This is a genomic window from Frankia canadensis, assembly GCF_900197875.1.
GTDB lineage: Bacteria > Actinomycetota > Actinomycetes > Frankiales > Frankiaceae > Frankia > Frankia canadensis.
On record NZ_FZMO01000020.1, the window covers coordinates 1 to 21,066 of the forward strand.

General features: G+C 74.4%; 16 protein-coding genes. 3 read left to right on the plus strand and 13 right to left on the minus strand.

Features of this window, described 5'->3' with window-relative positions; genetic code table 11:
• Positions 1-146 precede the first annotated feature (146 nt).
• Genes C1A33_RS02955 through C1A33_RS02965 form a run of 3 tightly spaced genes read right to left on the minus strand, consistent with a single transcriptional unit; the run spans position 147 to position 3,404 of the window.
• Positions 147-920: a UbiX family flavin prenyltransferase gene (locus C1A33_RS02955; RefSeq protein WP_101829988.1), complete on the minus strand. Its 774-nt coding sequence runs from the start codon at positions 918-920 to the stop codon at positions 147-149.
• Positions 921-946: 26 nt separating this feature from the next.
• Positions 947-1,903: a menaquinone biosynthesis prenyltransferase MqnP gene (mqnP, locus tag C1A33_RS02960; protein ID WP_101829989.1), complete on the minus strand. Its 957-nt coding sequence runs from the start codon at positions 1,901-1,903 to the stop codon at positions 947-949.
• Positions 1,904-1,952: 49 nt separating this feature from the next.
• Positions 1,953-3,404 carry a menaquinone biosynthesis decarboxylase gene (locus C1A33_RS02965; RefSeq protein ID WP_101829990.1) on the minus strand — a complete coding sequence of 484 codons (1,452 nt, stop codon included), beginning with the start codon at positions 3,402-3,404 and terminating at the stop codon, positions 1,953-1,955.
• A gap of 367 nt (positions 3,405-3,771) precedes the next feature.
• Between C1A33_RS02965 and C1A33_RS02970 the strand changes: the two genes are divergently transcribed.
• Positions 3,772-4,191: a PLD nuclease N-terminal domain-containing protein gene (locus tag C1A33_RS02970; RefSeq protein ID WP_101829991.1), complete on the plus strand. Its 420-nt coding sequence runs from the start codon at positions 3,772-3,774 to the stop codon at positions 4,189-4,191.
• 346 nt (positions 4,192-4,537) lie between these two features.
• On the opposite strand, the gene ccsB is transcribed toward C1A33_RS02970, so the two are convergent.
• The 7 genes from ccsB to hemL all read right to left on the minus strand — a co-directional run bounded on the left by ccsB (position 4,538) and on the right by hemL (position 12,497).
• On the minus strand, positions 4,538-5,713 hold the full coding sequence (ccsB, locus tag C1A33_RS02975; protein WP_101829992.1) for a c-type cytochrome biogenesis protein CcsB: 1,176 nt from the start codon (positions 5,711-5,713) through the stop codon (positions 4,538-4,540).
• Positions 5,713-7,671, minus strand: a complete 1,959-nt coding sequence (gene resB, locus C1A33_RS02980) for a cytochrome c biogenesis protein ResB (RefSeq protein ID WP_101829993.1) — start codon at positions 7,669-7,671, stop codon at positions 5,713-5,715. Before resB ends, ccsB begins: the two co-directional genes overlap by 1 nt.
• Positions 7,668-8,711 carry a cytochrome c biogenesis CcdA family protein gene (locus tag C1A33_RS02985; protein ID WP_101829994.1) on the minus strand — a complete coding sequence of 348 codons (1,044 nt, stop codon included), beginning with the start codon at positions 8,709-8,711 and terminating at the stop codon, positions 7,668-7,670. The genes resB and C1A33_RS02985 overlap by 4 nt, the downstream gene beginning before the upstream one ends.
• A 40-nt stretch (positions 8,712-8,751) precedes the next feature.
• Positions 8,752-9,363, minus strand: coding sequence for a TlpA family protein disulfide reductase (locus tag C1A33_RS02990; RefSeq protein ID WP_423748031.1), 612 nt, complete (start codon positions 9,361-9,363; stop codon positions 8,752-8,754).
• A 195-nt stretch (positions 9,364-9,558) separates the two neighbouring features.
• Complete coding sequence (locus C1A33_RS02995; protein WP_243407107.1) at positions 9,559-10,467, minus strand: methyltransferase domain-containing protein; 909 nt, start codon at positions 10,465-10,467, stop codon at positions 9,559-9,561.
• Between the two features lie 27 nt (positions 10,468-10,494).
• Positions 10,495-11,148 (minus strand): histidine phosphatase family protein, encoded by a 654-nt coding sequence (locus C1A33_RS03000; RefSeq protein ID WP_101829996.1) that lies wholly within the window; start codon positions 11,146-11,148, stop codon positions 10,495-10,497.
• Positions 11,145-12,497, minus strand: a complete 1,353-nt coding sequence (gene hemL, locus C1A33_RS03005) for a glutamate-1-semialdehyde 2,1-aminomutase (RefSeq protein ID WP_101829997.1) — start codon at positions 12,495-12,497, stop codon at positions 11,145-11,147. The genes C1A33_RS03000 and hemL overlap by 4 nt, the downstream gene beginning before the upstream one ends.
• A 662-nt stretch (positions 12,498-13,159) precedes the next feature.
• On the opposite strand from hemL, the gene C1A33_RS03010 reads away from it, so the two are divergent.
• Positions 13,160-13,954, plus strand: coding sequence for a PadR family transcriptional regulator (locus C1A33_RS03010; protein WP_101829998.1), 795 nt, complete (start codon positions 13,160-13,162; stop codon positions 13,952-13,954).
• A gap of 272 nt (positions 13,955-14,226) precedes the next feature.
• On the opposite strand, the gene C1A33_RS03015 is transcribed toward C1A33_RS03010, so the two are convergent.
• Complete coding sequence (locus C1A33_RS03015; RefSeq protein ID WP_101829999.1) at positions 14,227-15,801, minus strand: MFS transporter; 1,575 nt, start codon at positions 15,799-15,801, stop codon at positions 14,227-14,229.
• A 334-nt stretch (positions 15,802-16,135) separates the two neighbouring features.
• Here C1A33_RS03015 and C1A33_RS03020 point away from each other — a divergent pair, with 334 nt between their 5' ends.
• Positions 16,136-17,650 (plus strand): methionine--tRNA ligase, encoded by a 1,515-nt coding sequence (locus tag C1A33_RS03020; protein ID WP_101830000.1) that lies wholly within the window; start codon positions 16,136-16,138, stop codon positions 17,648-17,650.
• A 99-nt stretch (positions 17,651-17,749) separates the two neighbouring features.
• On the opposite strand, the gene C1A33_RS03025 is transcribed toward C1A33_RS03020, so the two are convergent.
• Together C1A33_RS03025 and C1A33_RS03030 are read right to left on the minus strand one after the other, a co-directional pair.
• Complete coding sequence (locus C1A33_RS03025; RefSeq protein WP_101830001.1) at positions 17,750-20,341, minus strand: heavy metal translocating P-type ATPase; 2,592 nt, start codon at positions 20,339-20,341, stop codon at positions 17,750-17,752.
• 58 nt (positions 20,342-20,399) lie between these two features.
• Positions 20,400-20,612, minus strand: coding sequence for a heavy-metal-associated domain-containing protein (locus C1A33_RS03030; RefSeq protein WP_101830003.1), 213 nt, complete (start codon positions 20,610-20,612; stop codon positions 20,400-20,402).
• Positions 20,613-21,066: the final 454 nt, after the last annotated feature.

Sequence of the window (21,066 nt, forward strand, 5' to 3'; positions counted from 1 at the left end):
CCGCGCGCCCGGTCCTTCGGCGCCCCGCGCCCCCCATTCGCCATCGCCGTCCTCGATCCCCAGCTCATGGCCCCGCGCCGGAGCCTTCCACCGACACTCTGCCTGGCCGAGGGCCGCCTCGGCCAGAGGAGACCGGCCATGGGCGTTCAGCGCGGGCGCCGCGCGGCGCCGAGGTCGCCGGTCCAGCGGCGATACAGGGCGTGCTGGACGCCGGCCGCGTCCAGCACCCGGCCGGCGACGAAGTCGACCAGGTCGGCGGCGTCCCGCGCCCCGGCGTAGAACCCCGGGCTCGCCGCCGCCACCACGGCACCGGCGTCGTGCAGGGTGAGCATGTGCCGCAGGGTCGCCCCGGTGTACGGCATCTCCCGGGGGACGACGACGAGGGGCCGCCGTTCCTTGAGGGTCACGTCCGCGCATCGTTGGAGCAGGTCCTTGGACAGGCCGAGCGCGATCCCGGCCAGGGAGGCGGTGCTCGCCGGGACGACGATCATGCCCCTGGTCGGGTAGGAGCCGCTGCTCGGCGGGGCGGCGAGGTTCCCGGGCGCGTGCACCGCGACGAGCCCGCGCACGGCGCCGGCGGACACGGCGCCGGCGGGAACAGCGTCGGCGGGAACAGCGTCGGCGGGAACAGCGTCGGCAGACACGGCGTCGGCGGGCACAGCCGCGCCGGCCTCGGGGCCGCCGTACGGGGCGGCGAGCCATGTGGCCAGGGACGGCGCCCAGTCGGCGTCGTGCCAGGCGATGCCCGTCTCGTCGAGCAGCGTGAGCCGCGCGGCCCGGGACAACACCAGGTCCACCGGCAGCCCGGCGGCGAGCAGGCCACGCAGCACCGCGGCCGCGTAGGGCGTCCCGCTGGCGCCGCTGACCCCGACGACCCACGGCACCCGCGGCGCCGGGGCGCCGGTCGCGCGCTGCGTCACCGCGAGTCGCCGTCCTGGCTGCGGGCTCAGGCGGACAGGCCGCGGCTGAGCAGGTCGGCGAGGGCGAAGACGAACAGGGCGATGCCGACGAAGCCGTTCGCGGTGAGGAAAGCGCGGTTGACCCGGGACAGGTCCTTCGGCGAGACGATGGCGTGCTCGTAGCAGAAGGCGGCCGCCGTCACCGCGAGCCCGGCCCACCACCAGGCGCCCGTGTCCTGCATCAGCCCGTAGGTGACGAACAGCGCGAAGGTGACGACGTGGGTGGCGGTCGAGCCGATCAGGGCGCCGCGCACCCCGAAGCGGGCCGGCACCGACCGCACGCCGATCCGCCGGTCGACGTCGGCGTCCTGGCAGGCGTAGATGAGGTCGAACCCGCCGATCCAGCTGCCGACCGCGAGGCCGAGCACGAACGCCGCCCACGACCAGTGGCCGGTCACCGCGATCCAGGCGCCCACGGGGGCGACGGCCTGGGCGATGCCGAGCACGGCGTGCGGGAAGTCGGTGAAGCGTTTGGCGTACGGGTAGACGACCAGCGGCGCGACGGCGATCGGGGCGAGGGCGAGGCACAGCCACGACAGCGCGGCGGCGGCGGCGAGGAAGACGGCCAGCGCCATGGTCGAGCCGACCACGGCGGCGCGCACGGACACCGCGCCGGTGACGAGCTCGCGCCGCGCCGTGCGCGGGTTGCGGGCGTCGATGGCCCGGTCGATGATCCGGTTCGCGGCCATCGCGAACGTCCGGGCGGCGACCATGGCGACGGTGACGAGGGCGAGATCCGCCCAGTGCACCGAACGCGACACCTCGAAGCACGCGGCGAGCGCCGCGATGTACGCGAACGGCAGCGCGAACACCGAGTGCTCGATGACGACGAGCCGCAGGAAGGCCCGCACATGCCCGAGATCGTGCTGCTGCGGGCCACCGGAACCGCGACCTGGGGCCGTGGCGCCGCCGGACGGGCCGGGCAGGAACGCGGCGTCGCTCATCGGACCGGCCCCGCGAGGCGTGCCGGGGCAGTCAGACGGCTCGGGCCAGTCATAGGCCGTACTCCTTCCAGCGGCGGGTGACCTGGGCGCGGACGGCGTCGTCCATGACGATCTCCTCGGGCCAGCCGCCGTCGCGTCGGTAGCCCTCGGTCGGCAGCTTGCGGGTCGCGTCCACGCCGACCTTGCCACCCCAGAACTGCTCGTACGAGGCGTGGTCGAGATGGTCGACCGGGCCGATCGTGGTGAGCAGGTCGTGGGCGTAGTCCACGTTGCCGAACGCGCGCCAGGCGACCTCGGCGTAGTCGTGGACGTCACAGTCGGCGTCGACGACGACGATCAGCTTGGACAGCGACAGCAGGCCCGCCCCCCAGATCGCGTTCATCACCTTCTGCGCGTGCTTCGGGTAGCGCTTGTCGATCGAGACGAGGCAGCAGTTGTGGAAGACGCCGGCCTCGGGCAGGTCGTAGTCGACGATCTCCGGGATCATCATCCGGATCAGCGGGCGGAAGATGCGCTCGGTGGCCTTGCCCATCGGGCCGTCCTCCTGCGGCGGGCGGCCGACGACGATCGTCTGGAAGACCGGGTCGCGGCGCATCGTCATGACGTCGACGTGCAGCGCCGGGAACGGCTCGACGGGCGTGTAGAAGCCGGTGTGGTCGCCGAAGGGGCCCTCCGGGCGGCGCTCGCCCGGCTCCAGCCAGCCCTCCAGCACGATCTGCGCGTTCGCCGGCACCCGCAGCGGGACGCTCACGCAGTCGACCATCTCGACCCGCTCGCCGCGCAGGTAGCCGGCGAACAGGTACTCGTCGATGTCGGCGGGCAGCGGTGCGGAGGCGGCGTAGGCCACCACCGGGTCACAGCCGAACGCGATCGCCACGGGCAGCCGCTCGCCGCGGCGCTCGGCCACCGCGTGGTGGGCGTTGGAGTCCTTGTGGATCTGCCAGTGCATGCCGACGGTACGCGCGTCGTGCCGCTGCAGGCGGTACATGCCGAGGTTGCGGGCCCCCGTCTCGGGGTGACGGGTGTGGGTGAGGCCGAGGTTCAGGAACGCCCCGCCGTCGCTGGGCCAGGCGTGCACGCCGGGCAGCCGGAACAGGTCAACGTCCGAACCCTTGAGCACGACGTCCTGGCAGGGCGCGGTGCGCACCCGCCGCGGCGGGATCGCGGTCAGCGAGGCCGCCTTGCCCAGCGCGTCACGCAGACCGGACAGGCCGGTCGGCAGCTCCGGGCGCAGCAGCGCGGCGAGCCGCTCGCCGACCTCGTCGAGGCGCTCGACGCCGAGCACGGCGGCCATCCGCTCCTCGGTGCCGAACAGGTTGATGGCCAGCGGCATGTCGGCGCCGCGCGGGTTCTCGAACAGCAGCGCCGGCCCGCGCTCGCGCACCACCCTCGTCACGATCTCGGTGACCTCCAGGTGGGGGTCGACCGGCGCCGACACCCGGCGCAGCTGGCGGTGCCGTTCGAGGTGCGCGAGGAACGCGTTGAGATCCGCCCAGGCCATGGCTCCATCCTGGCAGCCGCGGCGCACGGCCGTCCGACCTCCCACCCCGCGTCCGCCGGGCGCCTCCCGGGACCGCCATGGGCGCGAGCGTGACGCGTCAGACCCGCGGTCGGCAGGCGGACAGGTGGACCGGCCGGACGCGGCCCCGGGGCGGAGGGCACACTAGGGATACACGGGCCGGCCATCTCCACGACACGTGCGCCCTCCGGGGAGGGCGCCGCACGCTCGTCTGACCCGTTCGGTGATGCCGCCGACATCGTCGGCGATGTCGCGGAGGGCCGGGAGTAGATACCCGCGGGCCGATGTTCATTCCTGACATGTCGAGCCGGATGTAGTCGATCAAGGAGCGGGAAGGAGCGACCAGCCGGTGCTGGGCCTCGCGCTGACGTTTGTGATCATCGGTGTTTGGGCGTACGCGATCATCGATGTGTTCGGGACACCGCCCGACGAGGTACGGGCCGTGTCCAAGCCGATCTGGATCGTGGCCGTGCTGCTCTTCTGGGTGTTCGGGGCGGCCGCCTGGTTCCTGTTCGGCCGACCCCGGGCAAGCGGGTACGGTCCGCGGTCGCCGCGGCGGCCGATCTCCGACCATCCGGCATTCGGCCAGCGGTCGACCTGGGACATCGACCGGCGCGAGGCGGGGCTGGGACGCCCCGGTTCGCGCATGGGCACCCGCCGCCAGGTCGCCCGGCCGACGGGCCCGGACGACGACCCGGAGTTCCTGCGTGAGCTCGCCGACCGTATTCGCGGCGGCGAGGCCGAACCGCCCTCGCCCTCCCGGGGCTGACACCACACGGCACCTGGCCGACCGCCGCCCCAGCGGACCGGTGTTCGCCGGGATGGGCGGGCCCGGCCGAGGCGGTGCACGGGAACGGCGTTGGGTGCCACATTCACATGGCATCATGCCCGTTTCGTCCGGTTGAAAGTGGCAGACCGCCGCTCTCCCACGCACGCGGCCGGGGATGGTCCACAGCCGTGGGTGGACCGCTCAGCTGCCGGCGGGTGTACGCGCGGTCAGTGGAGTGCGGACCGGGGTTCGGCGCGGCGGCCAGGCCGCGGCGCGGCGATGGTCGCGACCTGGCGGCGGTCGGGTGGCGGCGGAGAGTGGTGTGAGCCGGCGGCCGGGTCTTTCGTCAGACGCCGGCGTAGGAGTGCAGGCCGGTGATGACGAGGTTGACCAGGTAGTAGTCGACGAACAGGGCCGTGAAGGCGACCAGCGAGATGGCCGCGGCCCGCCGCCCTCGCCAGCCGGCGGTGGCGCGGGCGTGCAGGTAGGCCGCGTAGCAGACCCAGGTGATGAACGACCAGGTCTCCTTCGGGTCCCAGCCCCAGTAGCGGCCCCAGGCCGCCTCGGCCCAGATCGCCCCGGCGATGATCGCGAAGGTCCAGATCGGGAACGCGAAGGCGATGACCCGGTAGGTCAGCGCGTCGAGCGCCGCCGAGGACGGCAGCCGCATCACGATCCCGCCGCGGTTCTGCATCGCCCGGCTCGCCTCGGCCCGCCCGGCCGCCACCTCGGCGAGACGGTTCTCCCAGCGCTCCTTCAGCAGGAACAGCAGGGTGGTCACCGCGGAGACGAGAAACACCCCGCTGGAGACGATCGCGCCGACCACGTGGATCTTCAGCCAGTACGAGTTCAGCGCCGGCACGAGCGGGCCGGGCGCCACGTAGAGGACCGTGCCGGCGAAGCCGAGGTAGAGCACGACCGGCACCATCACGAACACGCCGAGCCAGCGGACGTTGTGCCGGGTCAGCAGCCCGAGGAACGTCGTGACCGCGATCAGGCAGATCATCGACGAGTACTCGTACATGTTGCCCCACGGCACCCGGTCCGCCGCGATGCCGCGGGTGACGACCGACGACAGGTGCAGCGCCCAACCGAGAACCGTGAGGATCACCGCGACCCGCCCGACCCAGCGGGCACGGACCGGCACCTGGACGTCACCGTCGTTGCCACCGGCGAGACTGTGCGCGGCCCGGTCCCGCTGGCGGACCGCCTCGATCTCCCGGGCCCGGGCCGCGGCGAGCGCCGACGCGTCCGGGTCGGCCACGGCGTCGCCACCGAGCGCCTCGGACGCCGCCGCCCCGCCGACACCGACGAGCACCGCCGGCTGGTCGGCCCCCACCCGGGCGGCGGGTACCTCGGCCGCGGCGGCGTCCGCGTCAGTGGCCTGCGCCGCCGCGCCGCGCGTGCCGAGCCGGCTGAACGCGAACTCGGCGGCGTACCCCAGCATGGCCGCGGCGTACACCGCCATCCCGCTGCCGAACAGATGATCGGACAGGCTTGACACGCCCTCGTTGACCGCCATCAGTGCTCCCGTTCGCTTTCCCTCGACGCGGCGCCATCTGCTGCGGCAGCACGCGGCTGTGTCCCGCGCGGCGCCGTCGCGGCGCCGCCGTCCTCCGTGCCCGTCACGTCCGTTGCCGTCGACGGGCCCGCGCCGACGGGCACCGTGGCGTCGCGGACGAGGGTGGTGAGCTGGCCGAGTTCGGCCGCGAAGCCGTCTCCGTGCGACCGCGACAGCCCACCGATCTCGACCGTGGACCCGCCCCCCGCGGCCGGTGTGGCCCGCACCCACACCCGGCGCCGGCGCACCCGCAGGCTGGCGATCAGCCCGAGGATGATCAGCACCGAGAACAGCAGCGCCTCGCCCTTGAACGGGTCGGACTTGACCTGGAAGGTGGCGAACTCGGCGACGCTGTCCGCCTCCAGACGCATCCCGGCGGGCAGGCCGGTCAGCGTGCGCTGGCCTGGGTTGTCCAGGGCGAGCACCTGCGCGGTGCGGCCCGCCCCGGCCGGGCCGCTCAGGGTGAGCTGGCGCATGTCCTTGGTGTTGACCGTGTAGACGTTCTGCGGGATGCCCTCGTCCACATGCAGGTTGCCGACGAATCCAGTGATCGTCAGGCCCGGCGCGCGGGCCGCGGGGTAGATCGACACGTAGCCGTGGGTCGGGTCCAGCCGGGTCGTCGGTGTGAACACGCCGCTGAAGGCGAGCTGCTGGGGAACCCGCTGCGCGCCGAGCGGCGGCAGGCCGGCGTCGGGGATCTTGACCGTGCAGGTCGAGGTGAACATGCCGTCACGTGGGGTACACGGCACGTTGCCCTGCCAGACGGTGCGGCCCCGGGCGTCACGCAGGACGAAGTGCGGCGCGTAGCCGTGCCCGATCAGGTAGACCTTCGTGTCGCCGAGGACCAGCGGATGGTTGACCCGGACGGTCGCCTGCCGGGTCGGCGTGTCCAGGTCGGGCGCGTAGGTCACGTCGGCGCGGAAGTCCGCGGGCTCGCCGTTCGGCTCGTACGTCGCCGCGAACCGGTCCAGCGTCAGCGAGAACGGGCGCAGCTTCGCGGTGTTGACGAGTTTACCGCCGGTGAACTGGTCGTAGCTGATGAGCGTGTTGGCGAACCCGTCGCCGGTGACGACCAGGGTGGTGCCCGAGTAGCCGAACCAGGAACCGAAGCCGACCGCGGCGAGCAGGCCAACGAGGGCGACGTGGAACACCAGGTTGCCGGTCTCGCGCAGGTAGCCCTTCTCCGCGGCGACGGAGTGGTCGGGGGTCCCGTCGGGCCGGCGGGCGTCCGTGGCGGTGGCGCTGGCGCGGAAGCGACGTCCGCGCAGGGCGGTGCGGGCGGCGGCCGTGGCCTCGGCGGGCGGCAGCGGGCTCTCCCACGCGCTGCCCCCGGGCAGGCGGCCGGGCCGGGCCGGCGCCTTCGGCGGGGCGGTGAACAGCGCTCGGGCGTGCCAGCGGATCCGCGACGACAGGCAGCCGATCAGCGAGATGAACAGCAGCAGGTAGATCGCCGCGAACCACGGCGCGGCGAACACGTCGAAGCCGGAGAGGCGGTCCAGCAGCGGGCCGACCGTCTGATGGTCGCTGAGGTACTGCTCCACCCGCATCGGGTTGATGTTGCGCTGGGGCAGCAGCGAACCCGGCACCGCCGCCAGGGCCAGCAGGAACAGCAGCAGCAGCGCGGTGCGCATGCTGGTGAGCTGGCGCCAGGAGCGGATCGCGAGCGCGAGCGCCGGATTCCGGCCGAGCCCGCTGGCCGACGCCCCCCCGCTCCCACGCGCGCCACCGCCGGCGTGCCCGTCCGGCAGGCGCCGGGAGGCGGCCGGATCGGGATCGAACCCGACACTCGCGCCGTCCGCCTGCTCGGCACCGCCGGGGGCGTCGGCATCGACGGGCGCGTCGACGTCGGCGGGCGGATCTACGTCGGCTGGCGGATCGGCGTCGAGGGACGTGGTCGAGGACTGGGTGGAGGAGGTCACAGCGGCGTCTCCGAGAAGCCGGGGGCGTAGGGCCGCAGGTAGGTGATCAGCTCGGCCCACTCCCCGGTGAGTTGAAGCACGCCGACGGCGACAAGCATCACCCCGCCGGCGAGGGTCAGGGCGCGCGCGTGCCGCCGCAGCAGGCGCAGGGCCCCGACGGCACGCCGGAAGGCGAGCCCGACGACGAGGAACGGCAGCCCGAGCCCGAGGCAGTACGCCGCCGACAGGAACGCCCCCCGCTCGGCCGTCGCGCTCGCCACCGCGAGCCCCTGCACGGCCGACAGCGTCGGCCCGAGGCAGGGCGTCCAGCCGAGGCCGAACAGCATGCCGAGGACGGGCGCGCCGAGCAGCCCGGGGCGTGGCATCCGGTGAATGCGCCACTCGCGGTTCGCCCAGGACATCCGGGAGAACACACCCGCGAACGCGAGGCCCATCGCGATCGTGAACGCCCCGAGAACCTGGCCAACGCCAACCGGATGGCGATTCAGGCTCCGGCCCAGCCCGCCGAAGGCGGCGCCATAGGAGACGAACACCAGGGTGAAGCCCAGCACGAACAGCCCGGTGCCGGCCGCGACCCGGCCGCCCACCCACAGCCGGCGCAGCCGCGCCGTCACCCCGCCGCGATCCCCGCCAGCGCTCGACGCGGGCCGCGATGCGCCGCCGTCGCCCGACCCGCCGTCGCCCACCGCCAAGCCAGCGCAATCCGCTGTGACGGAGCTGTCCGTCATGGAAACGGTGGCCATGGCGCCGGCCGAGACGGACGCGCCGGCCAGGGCGGGTGCCCCGGCCAGGGCCGACGTGGCCGACGTTCCGGTCAGGGGGGTGGCGTCGAGCCCGGCGGACGGGTCGAGGGCCGTCAGAGGCTCACCGCGGCGCTGCCGGTCCTCGAGTTCCTCGCCGGACAGGCCGGTGACGAAGGTGAGGTAGCCGGGGACGAGCGGCAGCACGCACGGCGACAGGAACGACAGCAGCCCGGCGGCCGCGGCGACCGGTGCCGCGAGCAGCACCGGCCCGTCGGTGATGAGGCCGACCGCGCTCACTGTGCGCGCCCCGCCCGGGCCGCGCGCCGCCCCCGACCGCTCACGCCTCGGCCCGCAGCCTGGCGAGCACGGGAGTGAGGTCCTCGGGCAGGACGCCGCCGGTGAAGCGGGCGGCGATGCGGCCGTCGGGGTCGAGCACGAAGGTCGACGGCAGGCCCGGCGCGACCGGCCAGCCGGCGGCAAGGGTACCCAGCTTGTCGATGATGCTCGGATAGGGCGTGCCGAAGTCGCGGGCGAACGCCTTGGCGCTGGCCGGGGAGTCCTTCTCGTTGACGCCGAGGAACGCGACGCTCGGGTTCTGCTTCGCGAGCGTCGCGAGGCCCGGTGTCTCCGCCCGGCAGGGTGCGCACCACGAGGCCCAGAAGTTGACGACGACGACCTTGCCGCGGAACGACGTGACGCTCAGCGGCGCGCCGTCGAGGTTCTTGCCGGACAGCTCCGGCGCCGCGTGCCGCCGGTCGGCCGGGACGAAGTCCTGCCCGGCCCGCTGCTGCACGAAGCCGTAGCCGTCACCGCCGGTGGCGCTGGCCGTGTTGCCGCTGGTCGAGCAGGCCGCCAGCACACCGGCCAGGGTGACCGCCAGCGCGGCGCCCGTCAGCCGCCGCCACCGCCGAGCCCACGGTTGGCGGCGCGCGCTCCCGTCACCGGCCACGCCGCATCGCGGCGTGGCCAACCTGTCACCCGACATGGACCGCCGTCGCTCCTCTGCCACGCGAACCAGTATGTGCCCCGCACCTTCCGCATCCGGAACCCGTCTACGACCAACTGTAGAACTCACCTCAGCGTAGGCGGCGATGCCGGCCGGCGCGCGTGGGGTTCACCACTGACCACACGGCCGGGCCGCGCGTCACCGAGGTCGGAAGGGGTGGAGCTGGAACCGGGCGATGGTCTGGACCGTGTCTTGCGCCCAATGGGCCGCGGCCCGGGCCCGCAGGTCGGCGGGCGTCCGGTGGTGGCCGGTCGGGCCCATCAGGGCCAGGTCGACGGCCTCGTCGACGCTCAGGGACAGCGGGACGTCCAGGCATTCGACGGCGTCGGCGGTGAACCGGCCCGTCATCCGCTCGTCCAGCCGGTCGGCCTTGCCGGCCTGCATCCCGACGAGACCGAGCGGTCCGCGCAGCTCGCCGAGGTGGCCCGGTGCCGGCGTGACGATGAGCAGCTGCCCGCCGGGGCGCAGCACCCGGCGCATCTCGTCCGGGTGGCGGGGGGCGAAGACGTCGAGGAGCACGCCGACCGACCCGTCGCGGACCGGCCAGGCCCCCGCCGCGTCGAAGGCGACCGCCCCGATCCGCGGGTGTGCCCGGGCGGCGCGGCGCAGCGCGGGCGGCGACACGTCGGCCGCGACACCGAGCGCGTCCGCCGGCAGCGCCGCGAGCACCCCGGCCAGGTGGTGGCCGGTGCCCGCGCCGATCTCCAGCAGCACCGGGACGGTGCCCGGCGCCTCGCCCGCGCGGGCCCCCGCGGCGAGTTCGCCGAGGCGGGCGGTCAGCGGCCGGTAGTGCCCGGCGCCGAGGAACGCCTCCCGGGCGGCGACCATCTCCGCGGTATCGCCGGTGACCCGCCGGGCCCGCCCGCCGCGCAGGCTCAGGTAGCCGCCGCGGCCGACGTCGAACCCGTGCCCGGCCGGACAGCGCACCCCGCCGGCGCCGCCCGCACCGGCGCCGTCCGCACCGGCCGGGACGAGCGCGCCGGCGCACACCGGGCAGCGCAGGACCGGCAGGATCGCCGCGAGCCCCGCGCCCGGCTCGGCCGTCACGCCGGCCCGCCCGCACGGACGGGCCGGTCAGGCACCCACGGAGCCGGGGGTGTTCCCCGTCGGGCCGGCCGGCTCGGCGTACTCGACGCCGACGAGGCGGTCGCCCTCGTACACCGCCGTGGTGACGCTCGCGAGGCCGCACTGGCGCCGGTCGGGCCGGTGCCACAGCCGCTGACCCTCGAGGGCGCGCCGCGCGGTCCACACCGGCAGCTGGTGGCTGACGAGGACGACGTGCCGGCCGGGGTGGGTGTCGCGCCACTCCTCGGCGGCGGCGAGCATCCGCCCGGCGATCTCGGTGTAGGGCTCGCCCCAGGACGGCCGGAGCGGGTTGGCCAGCAGCCGCCACATCCGCGGACGGGCGAGGGCCGCGGGCCCGGCCTCGAACGTGTGCCCCTCGAAGGCGTTGCGGCTCTCGATGAGCCGGGGGTCGACCTGGACGGGCAGGTTGTGGGCGGCGGCGATCGGCGCGGCGGTCTGCTGGGCGCGGTCCAGCGGGCTCGCGACCACGGCGGCGACGTCGAGCCCGGCGAGGTACTCGGCGGTGACCTTGGCCTGGCGGTGGCCGTTCTCGGACAGCCCGAACCCGGGCAGCCGCCCGTAGAGGATCTTGTCGGGATTGAACACCTCGCCGTGGCGGACGAGGTGCACCCGCGTCTGCCGGCCGGCCGGGACGGCGGTCATGACCGGCCGCCGGCGGCGACGGGGGCCGGCTCGGGCACGGCCGCGGCGGCGCGGGCGGCGGCCGGGGCGGCGGCGGCGATGCGTTCCATCACCGCGTCGTCGTGCGCGGCGGAGACGAACCACGCCTCGAACGCCGACGGCGGCAGGTAGATGCCCGCGTCGAGCATGCTGTGGAAGAAGGCCGCGTACCGGGCGGTGTTCTGCGCCTGCGCGCCGGCGTAGTCGACGACGGCGGCGGCGTCGGTGAAGAAGAAGCTGAACAGGGAGCCGGCGTTGCTGGGCAGGTGGGCGACGCCCTGCTCGGTCAGCGCCGTCGAGACGATGCCCGCGACGTCGGCGGCGCGGGCGTCGACGGCGTTGTAGACGTCGTCGGTACAGGCCCGCAGGGTGGCCAGGCCCGCGGCGACGGCGATCGGGTTCCCCGACAGTGTCCCGGCCTGGTAGACCGGGCCGGCGGGCGCCAGCCGCGACATCACGTCGGCCCGGCCGCCGAACGCCGCCGCGGGCAGCCCACCACCCATCACCTTGCCGAAGGTGAACAGGTCGGGCGACCAGTCCTCGAGCGCCCCCTCGATGCCCCACCAGCCGGCGCGGGAGATCCGGAACCCGGTCATCACCTCGTCGAGGATGAGCAGCGCCCCGTGGATGTCACACAGCCGCCGCAGCCCCGCGTTGAAGCCCGGCAGCGGCGGGACGACGCCCATGTTCGCCGCCGCCGCCTCGGTGATGACGGCGGCGATCGACTCGCCCCGCTCGGCGAAGACGGCCTCTACCAGCGCGAGGTCGTTGTAGGGCAGCACGATCGTGTCGGCGGTCGCCGCGCCGGTCACCCCGGGGGTGTCCGGCAGGCCGAGGGTCGCCACGCCGGAGCCGGCGGCGGCGAGCAGGGCGTCGACGTGGCCGTGGTAGCAGCCGGCGAACTTGATGATCGTCGAGCGGCCGGTGAAGCCGCGGGCCAGGCGCACCGCGCTCATCGTCGCCTCGGTGCCCGAGTTGACCAGCCGGACCTTCTCGACCGGCCCGATCCGGTCGACGATCAGCTCGGCGAGCTCGACCTCGCCGGGCGTCGGCGTGCCGAAGCTGGTGCCGGCGGACACCGCCCGCCCCACCGCCTCGACGACCGCCGGATGAGCGTGGCCGAGGATCATCGGACCCCAGGAGCAGACCAGGTCGACGTAGGTGCGACCGTCCGCGTCCGTCAGGTACGGGCCATCGCCGGACACCATGAAGCGCGGGCTGCCGCCGACCGCCCGGAATGCCCGGACCGGGGAGTTGACCCCGCCGGGTACGACACGCTCGGCGCGCCGGAACAGCTCCTCGGAGGCCGGCGCGACGGAGGGAACCACCATGCCCACGATCCTCGCAGGTCGGCCTGACATCTCGCGCCCCGCGTGGGGGTGCGCACACCCGTCGCGTCCCCGCGCCGAGGTGGAGGCCGCCGGTGGACGGGGGTCTGCCCCGGCCGCCCACCGGCGGCGGCCTGTGCGCCGCGCCCCTCACCCCGACGCGCGGCCCGGGTAGCCCGGTCGGACCGGTCTCGATCGGGACGCGGGCCGCCTTCCGCGATTGTCGGTCCCGGGCCGTCGACCGGTCACCGAGGTCACGACTGCGGCGATGCCGGGCTCGACGGTGGGATGACCGCGAACCGCGCGAAGGCGGGGGATGGCTGGCGTTGCCCTGATAGTGCCCGGTGTGCAGGCCACACGCCGGGCCGCGGGCGGCTGATCAATAGGCGAGCCTGGCCTAGGCGCGGACAGGGAGGCGCCGATTTCCCCCGTGTGCAGCGCGGTTTCTCCGTGCGCGCCGGCCGGACGGCCCGCCCGGGCGTGACCACTCTCACGGCGACCGCGATGGCCCGGCCAGGTGTCTCCCCGTCCAGGTGTACCCGGCCAGCCCGGAGAATCCTCGCGATCACGCCTTGACGCCACACACTTCTCTCCGGATACTCGGCTGCGAGTAATTGGGGTCCGAATAGGCCGGCCTCGCCGACGCAGCCGGAAGGCGGTGGGCCGTGGGGCGTCGCAAGGTGTCGAACCCGCTCGCGCTGGCTGTCCTCGCCCTGCTCAACGAGCGGCCGATGCATCCCTACGAGATGTCCTCCACGCTGCGTGAACGGCACAAGGAAGAGAGCATCAAGCTCAACTACGGCTCGCTCTACACCGTGGTGGAGGCGCTGGTCCGCGCCGGGTTCATCGTGGCGGCGCGCACCGTGCGCGACGGCCGGCGCCCCGAGCGGACCATCTACGAGCTCACCGAGCCCGGCCGCGTCGAGCTGTACGACTGGATGGCCGAGCTCGTCGGCACGCCGGCGAAGGAGTACACCCGCTTCGACGCGGCGCTGTCACTACTGCCTGTGCTGGCCCCGGGCGACGCCGTCCGGCTGCTGGCCGACCGCCGGCTGCGGCTCACGGCGGAGGTCGAGGCAGGTCACGCGGCCCGGACGCTGGCCGAGCGTGAGGGGCTGCCCCGGCTGTTCGCGCTGGAGCACGAGTACCAGGCGGCGCTGCGGCAGGCGGAACTCGACTACGTCGAGCGGCTGCTCGCCGAGATCAGCGCCCGGACCCTCGACGGCATCGAGCTGTGGGAGCTCTTCCACGCCGACCCGGACGATCCCGAGGCGAGCCGCGACGCCGTCACGGCGGTCCAGCGCGAGCTCGCCCGCGGGCGGTGGGCCGGGATGCGCGCCATCCTGCTCCGGGAGATGGGCGCTCACGTGCCCGGCGGGCACCCCCGGCCGGGCGCCGGGAGCTGCCCGCCGGCGACCCGAAGCCCGAGCGATCCACACCGACCGGAGGACCCGAGATGACGTGACCGCACCGGTCTCCCGGGCGGGTGTTGGCGCACCCGACCGGGAGACCGGCACTCAGCAGGCACCAGGCCGACGAGGGCCCGACACCCCAACGCACCGTCGACGATCCGGGAGGCGCTGTCCGCCGATCCCGACTGGGTGGCCGCCGGCTGGCGGCTCGGGGCTCTGGCGGCGCTCGCCGTCCTCGCCGCGAGCCTCGCGGCAGGCGCGTTCCTCCTACCAGCGGTCGCTCTGAGCCACGGTATCCCGCGTCCCCGGCAGGCCGGCCCTCACCGCACGGTGGGGGCCGGCTCGCCGGCGGCGGCCGGGGCTTCGCCGCGCTGGTGTGACCTGGGCAGCAGGAGCAGGGCGACCACGCCCGCCGCCGCCATCAGCGACACCGGCAGCACAAGCGTGTGGCGGAACGCCGTGACCACGCCGTCGACGATCGCGGGGCTGACGGTCTCGGGCAGATCGGCGCCGGTGTCGAGGCCGGCGTGGCTCGACAGGGTGGTGGCGAGCAGCACCGAGGTGAGCGCTGTGCCGACGGAGACGGCCACCTGGTTGGCGATCGTGAGCAGCGTGCTGCCAGACGGCGTGTCCTCGTCGGGCAGGTGACGCAGCGCCGTCGTGATCGTCGGCATGATCGTCGAGCCGGTGCCGACGCCGGTCACGGCCATCGAGGTGAGCAGCTGCCAGTACGGCGTGTGCGCGTCGAGCAGGAGCAGGGTGGTCAGCATGCCGCCGGCCGCCACCACGATCCCGAACCCGACGACCCGGCCCGGCGGCACCCGGTCCACCAGCCTGCTCGCCACCTGCAGCGAGATCCCCGTCGTCAGCGCCTGCGGGATGGCGAGCATCCCGGTCGCCGCCGGGCTCAGCCCGCGCGCGAGCTGCCAGTACAGCGGCAGGATGAACATCGAGCCGAAGTAGGCGGCGACGAACAGGGCGAGCGTCGCCGTCCCGGTCGCGACCGCCCGCTGCCCCAGCAACCGCACCCGCACCAGTGGCCGGCCGACTCCCCCGCCGGCCCGCTCCTCCGCACCACCGCCGTCGCGGGCACCGCCGTCTCCGGCGCGGTCGTCGCGCAGCGCGCGCAGCACGAACGCCGCGCACAGGGCGAGCCCGACCAGGGCCGGGACCAGCACGGACGCGGCGGCCAACGTGCCGATCCGGCCGCTCTCCGACAGCCCGTACACGAACGCCGCCAGCCCCGGCCCGATCATCAGGAGCCCGGCGACGTCCAGCCGCCCGCGCCCCGCCGGCCCGGCCGCGGCCGGAGCGTCCCCCGGCAGCAGCCGCCAGGCCAGCGGCACCGCCACCAGCGCGACCGGCACGTTGATCAGGAAGATCCACCGCCAGGAGGACTCGACGAGCCAGCCCCCCAGCGTCGGCCCCGCCAGCGGCCCGACCAGCACCGGCAGCCCCAGCGCGCCCATCGCCCGCCCGCGCAGCCGCGGCGGCGCCGCTCGCAGCGTGATCGTCATCGCGACCGGGTTGACGAGCCCACCGCCGAGGCCCTGCAGTGCCCGGAACGCGATGAGCGATCCGATGTCCCAGGCCAGCCCCGCCAGCAGCGACCCGAGCCCGAACAGCGCCAGGGCGAGGACGTAGACGCGCCGCGCGCCGAGCCGCCCGACCAGCCACGCCCCGACGGGCACGACGACCGCCAGCGCGAGGGTGTACGCGGTAGTCACCCACTGGATCACCGAAAGCGGCGCGTGCAGGTCCCGCGACAGGCTCCGGATCGCCACGTTGGTGACGGTCACGTCGAGCACGACCATGAGCCCGCCGAGCACCAGCACACCCAGCGTCAGCCGCACCCGCCGATCCAGCCGGGCCGGACCGGTCACGGAGCCGTCCATCGCCGTTCTCCTCGTCTCGATGACGCCGATGGACCTCTCGGCGGGCCCGCTCGCCAGCCTGCAACCTGATGTCGACTTCAGGTCAAGCGCCCGTTACCGACCGGGCGTGCGGGCCTGTCGCGACGGCCCGCGCCAGGGTGATCAGGCCGCGGGACGCGGGCACGCGTAGGATCCTCCTGTGTCGACGACACGGGTCACCGCCGATGCGGCGAGCCGCCGGATGATGATGCGCATGCCATCCGGCCTTTTCCGCGCGTCCTGACAAGACCACCGATGAGGCCCCGACGGAGCCTCGCGGGCGGGGCGACGGCCGGGGCGGAAGGATCCGAAGCCGATGGGTCGCTACGCCGTCATGACGGCCATCCCGTATGTCAACGGCAAGCCGCACGTGGGGCACGCGCTGGAGCTCGTCGAGACGGACGCCTACGCCCGGCACCTGCGGGCGCGGGGTGACGAGGTCCGCTTCCAGACCGGCACCGACGACAACGCGCTGAAGAACGTCCAGGGCGCCGAGGCGGAGGGGATCACGCCGGCGGAGTACGTCGAGCGGGTGGCCGCCCGGTTCGTCTCGCTGCGCGAGCCGCTGGCTCTCTCCTTCGACGACTTCATCAAGACCAGCACCGACCCCCGGCACCGTCCGGGGGTGGAGAAGCTGTGGAACGCCTGCGCCGAGCGCGGCGACTTCTACCGCAAGAGCTACGCCGGCCTGTACTGCGTCGGCTGCGAGCTCTTCTACACCGAGGACGAGCTCGTGGGCGGCCGCTGTCCGGAGCATGGCACCGTTCCCGAGCTGGTCGAGGAGAGCAACTGGTTCTTCCGGCTCAGCCGCTACCAGGAGCAGCTGCACGAGCTGATCTCGACGGATCGGCTGCGCATCGAGCCCGCGACCCGCAAGCGGGAGGTGCTCTCGTTCATCGAGGCGGGCCTGGAGGACTTCAGCGCGTCGCGGAGCATGAGCCGGGCGCGCGGCTGGGGCATCCCGGTTCCCGGCGACCCCGACCAGGTCATCTATGTCTGGTTCGACGCGCTGGGCAACTACATCACCGCGCCCGGCTACGGCACGGACGACGAGACGTTCCAGTACTGGTGGAACGACGCCGACGAGCGCGTGCACGTCATCGGCAAGGGCATCATCCGCTTCCACGCCGTGTACTGGCCGGCGATGCTGCTCTCGGCCGGGGTGCGGCTGCCCGACACCATCTTCGTGCACGAGTACCTGACCGCGGACGGCATGAAGATCTCCAAGTCGGCGGGCAACGCGCAGGATCCGGCGGACATCGTCGCCGCGTTCAACTCGGACGCGCTGCGCTGGTGGATGCTGCGCGACGTCGCCCGCAACGGCGACACCGACTACACCGACGAGCGGCTGCTCACCCGGGCGAACGAGGATCTCGCGAACAACATCGGCAACCTGGTCAACCGGACGGTGTCGATGGTCGGGCGCTACCGGGACGGGGTGATCCCGCCGGTCGCGGCGGACAACCCCGGGGCCGCGGCGCTGCGGGCCGTGCGTGACCGGGCGACGGAGGCGATCGACGCGGCGTTCATCGCGTTCGACTTCCGCCGCGCCGCCGAGGTGATCACGTCGATCGGCGACGAGGGCAACCGCTACGTCGAGGCGGCCCGCCCGTGGGAGCTCGCCAAGGGGGAGCGCAAGGAAGGCGCGGACCTGGCGGCCCTCGACGCCGTCCTCGCGGAGCTGGTCGCCACCTGTCGGGAGCTGGCGACGCACCTGGCGCCTTTCCTGCCGGATGCGGCGCCCCGGATCGCCGCGCAGTGCGGCGACAGCGGCCCCCGCGTCGCGGCGCCGACGCCGGTGTTCCCCCGGTTGGAGCCGCCCGCGGCCTGAGCCCCCGGTTGTCGGCCGGCCCGCGGTGCGGCCGGCCGACGACCGTTCACGACTGGTTCACCCCCGTGGACCGGCAGACTCGGCTCAGCGGCTGGCGGCTCAGGGGCTCCGGGTGAGGACCGCCGGCCGGCTGGCCGCCAGCGTCGCCGGCAGCGGCGAGGCCGCTGACACCGTGGCGCCGAACCGGCGCAGCCGCAGGCTGTTCGTCACCACGAACACCGAGCTGAACGCCATCGCCGCACCCGCGATCATCGGGTTGAGCAACCCGGCGGCCGCCAGCGGCAGGGCCGCGAGGTTGTAGGCGAAGGCCCAGAACAGGTTCCCGCGGATCGTGCGCAGGGTGGCCCGGGACAGCCGGATGGCGTCGGCGGCGAGGCGCGGATCGGCGTTGACCAGGGTGAGGTCGGAGGCCTCGATCGCGGCGTCGGTTCCCCCGCCCATCGCCAGGCCCAGATCGGCCTGGGCGAGCGCGGCGGCGTCGTTGACCCCGTCGCCGATCATCGCCACGGCCCTGCCCTCGCCCTGCAGCCGGCGGACGGTCGCGACCTTGTCCTCGGGCAGCACCTCGGCGATCACGTCGTCGGGGGCGATACCGACCTCGGCGGCCACCGCCCGGGCGACGGCGGCGGAGTCACCGGTGAGCAGCATCGGGTGCAGCCCCAGCCGACGCAGGTCGGCGACCGCGGCGGCGGCGGTGGGGCGAACCGTGTCGGCGACGCTGACCAGGCCGCGCGCGGTGCCGTCCCAGCCGACCACGACGGCGGTGCGCCCCAGCGCACGCTCGGCGGCGAGGGCCTCGACGAGCGGGCCGGGCAGGTCGGCGAACAGCCGCTCGCGGCCGACGAGCACCGCGCGACCCTCGACGGTGCCACGCACACCGAGCCCGGCGTCGCCGGCGAAGTCCGCCACCGGCGGCAGCGGCGACCCGGCGACCCGTGCGGCCTGCGCGGCCTGCGCGGCCTGCGCGGCCTGCGCGGCCTGCGCGATCGCCCGCCCGATGGGATGTTCGCTGGCGTCCTCCGCCGCGCCGGCGATCCGCAGCACCTCGTCGGCGCTCTCCCCCGGCGCCGGGCGCACGGCGGCGACCCGCATCCGCCCAGTGGTCACCGTGCCGGTCTTGTCGAGCAGCACGGTCTGGACCCGGCGGGTCGACTCCAGGATCTCCGGCCCTCGGATGAGGATGCCGAGCTGTGCGCCACGCCCGGTGCCGACGAGCAGCGCCGTCGGCGTGGCCAGTCCCAGGGCGCACGGGCAGGCGATGATCAGCACCGCCACCGCCGCGGTGAAGGCGTCCGTCGCCGGCCGCCCGCTCAGCAGCCATCCGCCCAGGGTGAGCAGCGCCGCGACCATGACCACGGGAACGAAGACCGCGGAGATCCGGTCGGCCAGCCGCTGCACCCGCGCCTTGCCGCTCTGCGCCTGTTCGACGAGCTGGGCGATCCGGGCCAGCTGGGTGTCGGCGCCGACCCGGGTGGCCCGCACGACGAGCCGCCCGCCGGCGTTGACGGTCGCGCCGATGACCGCGTCGCCGGGACCGACCTCGACCGGCACCGACTCGCCCGTGACCATGCTCGCGTCCACCGCGGAGATCCCGTCGAGCACGATCCCGTCGGTGGCGATCCTCTCGCCCGGCCGGACGACGAACTCGTCGCCGATGCGCAGCTCGTCGATCGGGACCCGCACCTCGACCGTCGGCGCGATCCGGGTCTCGGCACCGCCGGCACCGCCGGCACCGTTCGCCCCGTCGACGGCACCGGCCGGCCGGCGCACCGTGACCTCGCTCGCGCCCAGGTGCAGCAACGCCCGCAGCGCGGCGCCCGAGCGCCGCCGCGCCCGCAGCTCCAGATACCGCCCGGTGAGCAGGAACACCGTCACTCCGGCGGCGACCTCCAGGTAGATCTCGGCGGCGCCACCACCGCTGGCCGGCTCACCGCCGCCCATGGTCATGCCGCTCATTCCGCCACCGCCGCCGGTGCCGGTGCCGGTGCCGGTGCCGGTGCCGACGTCCGTGAGGCCACCGGTCAGGGAGAAGGAGTGGCGCAGCCCCGGCTCGCCGGCCCCGCCGAGGAACAGCGCGTAGAGCGACCAGCCGAAGGCGGCGAGCGTGCCGAGGGAGACAAGCGTGTCCATCGTCGCCGCGCCGTGCCGCGCGCCGCGCGCGGCGGCGGCATGGAACGGCCAGCCACCCCAGGCGACCACCGGGATCGTCAGGCCCAGGCTCACCCACTGCCAGTAGTCGAACTGCCAGCCCGGCACCATCGCCAGCAGGATCACGGGCACGGCCAGCACCGCCGACACGACGAGCCGGCGGCGCATCGCCCGCAGATCAGCGCCGTGCTCCTCGGAGCCGTCGAGGTCGGCCCGGTGGTCCTCGGCGCTGTCGGCCGCGGCGGCCGGCTTCTCGTTCTCCTCCGGTGCCGCGCCCGCAGGAGGCGATCCGGCACGGCGGGACGCGGTGTACCCGGCCGCGTGCACGGTCCTGATCAGATCGTCCACCGTCACCGGCGGGGCCGCCTCCGAGCCCGGGGCATTGAGGGTGACGGTGGCCTTCTCGGTGGCATAGTTCACCGTCGCGCAGACGCCGTCGAGGCGGTTGAGCTTGCGCTCCACCCGCGCCGCACAGGACGAGCAGGTCATCCCGCCGATCGCGAGCTCGACCCGGGCTGGCTCGGCTGACTGGGCGGCTGCCATGATCCCTCCTTGCCCTTCTGATCCCGGCGGTCGGCCCTCGCGGCGCCCGCCGTACGCCTCAGATGCGCCCGACGAGCTCGTACCCCGCCTCGGTCACGGCCGCGCGCACCTCGCCGTCCTCGATCGGGCGCCCGCTCACCACCGTGACCCGGTTGCCCGCCAGGTCGACCGTCACGCTCGACACCTCCGGCAGCCTCTCCAGCTCCTCGGTCACCGACTGGGCGCAGTGCCCGCAGGTCATGCCCGTCACGGTGTAGGCGGTCGTGGTCATCACGGTCCTCATCTCGTCAGCCACGGTCATTCGGGTCGGACTCGACATCCGACACTGCGGACAATACCCCTCCCCCGTATGGTCAACAACTACCCCCAGGGGGTAGCAGCCAGGGAGCGGCGAGCCTCACTCCGAGCAGCGTGGGCACCTGGTCCGCCAGCCAACCCCCCGCGCGCTCGCCCGTAACACCCCCCAGCGCGGCCCACCAACCTTCGACCACCGCGCCCGCGCTCCGCATATCGACCAAATGCCACATATACGCCAGGCGCGAGGCGACCGACCACCATCGAGCCAGCACGACAGCGCCGCCGACGCCGGCGTCCCGCCACCAGCCGAACGCCAACCCGCGCCAACCATCATACCGAACATGTGTTCGACATTCGGCACGTGCGGCGCCGAGCCGCGGGGGAGCTCGCGACCCTCCCGGCCGCCTTCGTCAGGACGTACCCACCCC

Coding starts and splice junctions, on each gene's coding strand:
- C1A33_RS02965 (WP_101829990.1), bottom strand. CDS start 3,404: ATGGCCTGGGCGGATCTCAACGCGTTCCTCGCGCACCTCGAACGGCAC.
- ccsB (WP_101829992.1), bottom strand. CDS start 5,713: ATGGCGGTCAACGAGGGCGTGTCAAGCCTGTCCGATCATCTGTTCGGC.
- C1A33_RS03020 (WP_101830000.1), top strand. CDS start 16,136: ATGGGTCGCTACGCCGTCATGACGGCCATCCCGTATGTCAACGGCAAG.
- C1A33_RS03000 (WP_101829996.1), bottom strand. CDS start 11,148: ATGACCGCCGTCCCGGCCGGCCGGCAGACGCGGGTGCACCTCGTCCGC.
- hemL (WP_101829997.1), bottom strand. CDS start 12,497: ATGGTGGTTCCCTCCGTCGCGCCGGCCTCCGAGGAGCTGTTCCGGCGC.
- mqnP (WP_101829989.1), bottom strand. CDS start 1,903: ATGAGCGACGCCGCGTTCCTGCCCGGCCCGTCCGGCGGCGCCACGGCC.
- C1A33_RS03015 (WP_101829999.1), bottom strand. CDS start 15,801: ATGGACGGCTCCGTGACCGGTCCGGCCCGGCTGGATCGGCGGGTGCGG.
- C1A33_RS03030 (WP_101830003.1), bottom strand. CDS start 20,612: ATGACCACGACCGCCTACACCGTGACGGGCATGACCTGCGGGCACTGC.
- C1A33_RS03025 (WP_101830001.1), bottom strand. CDS start 20,341: ATGGCAGCCGCCCAGTCAGCCGAGCCAGCCCGGGTCGAGCTCGCGATC.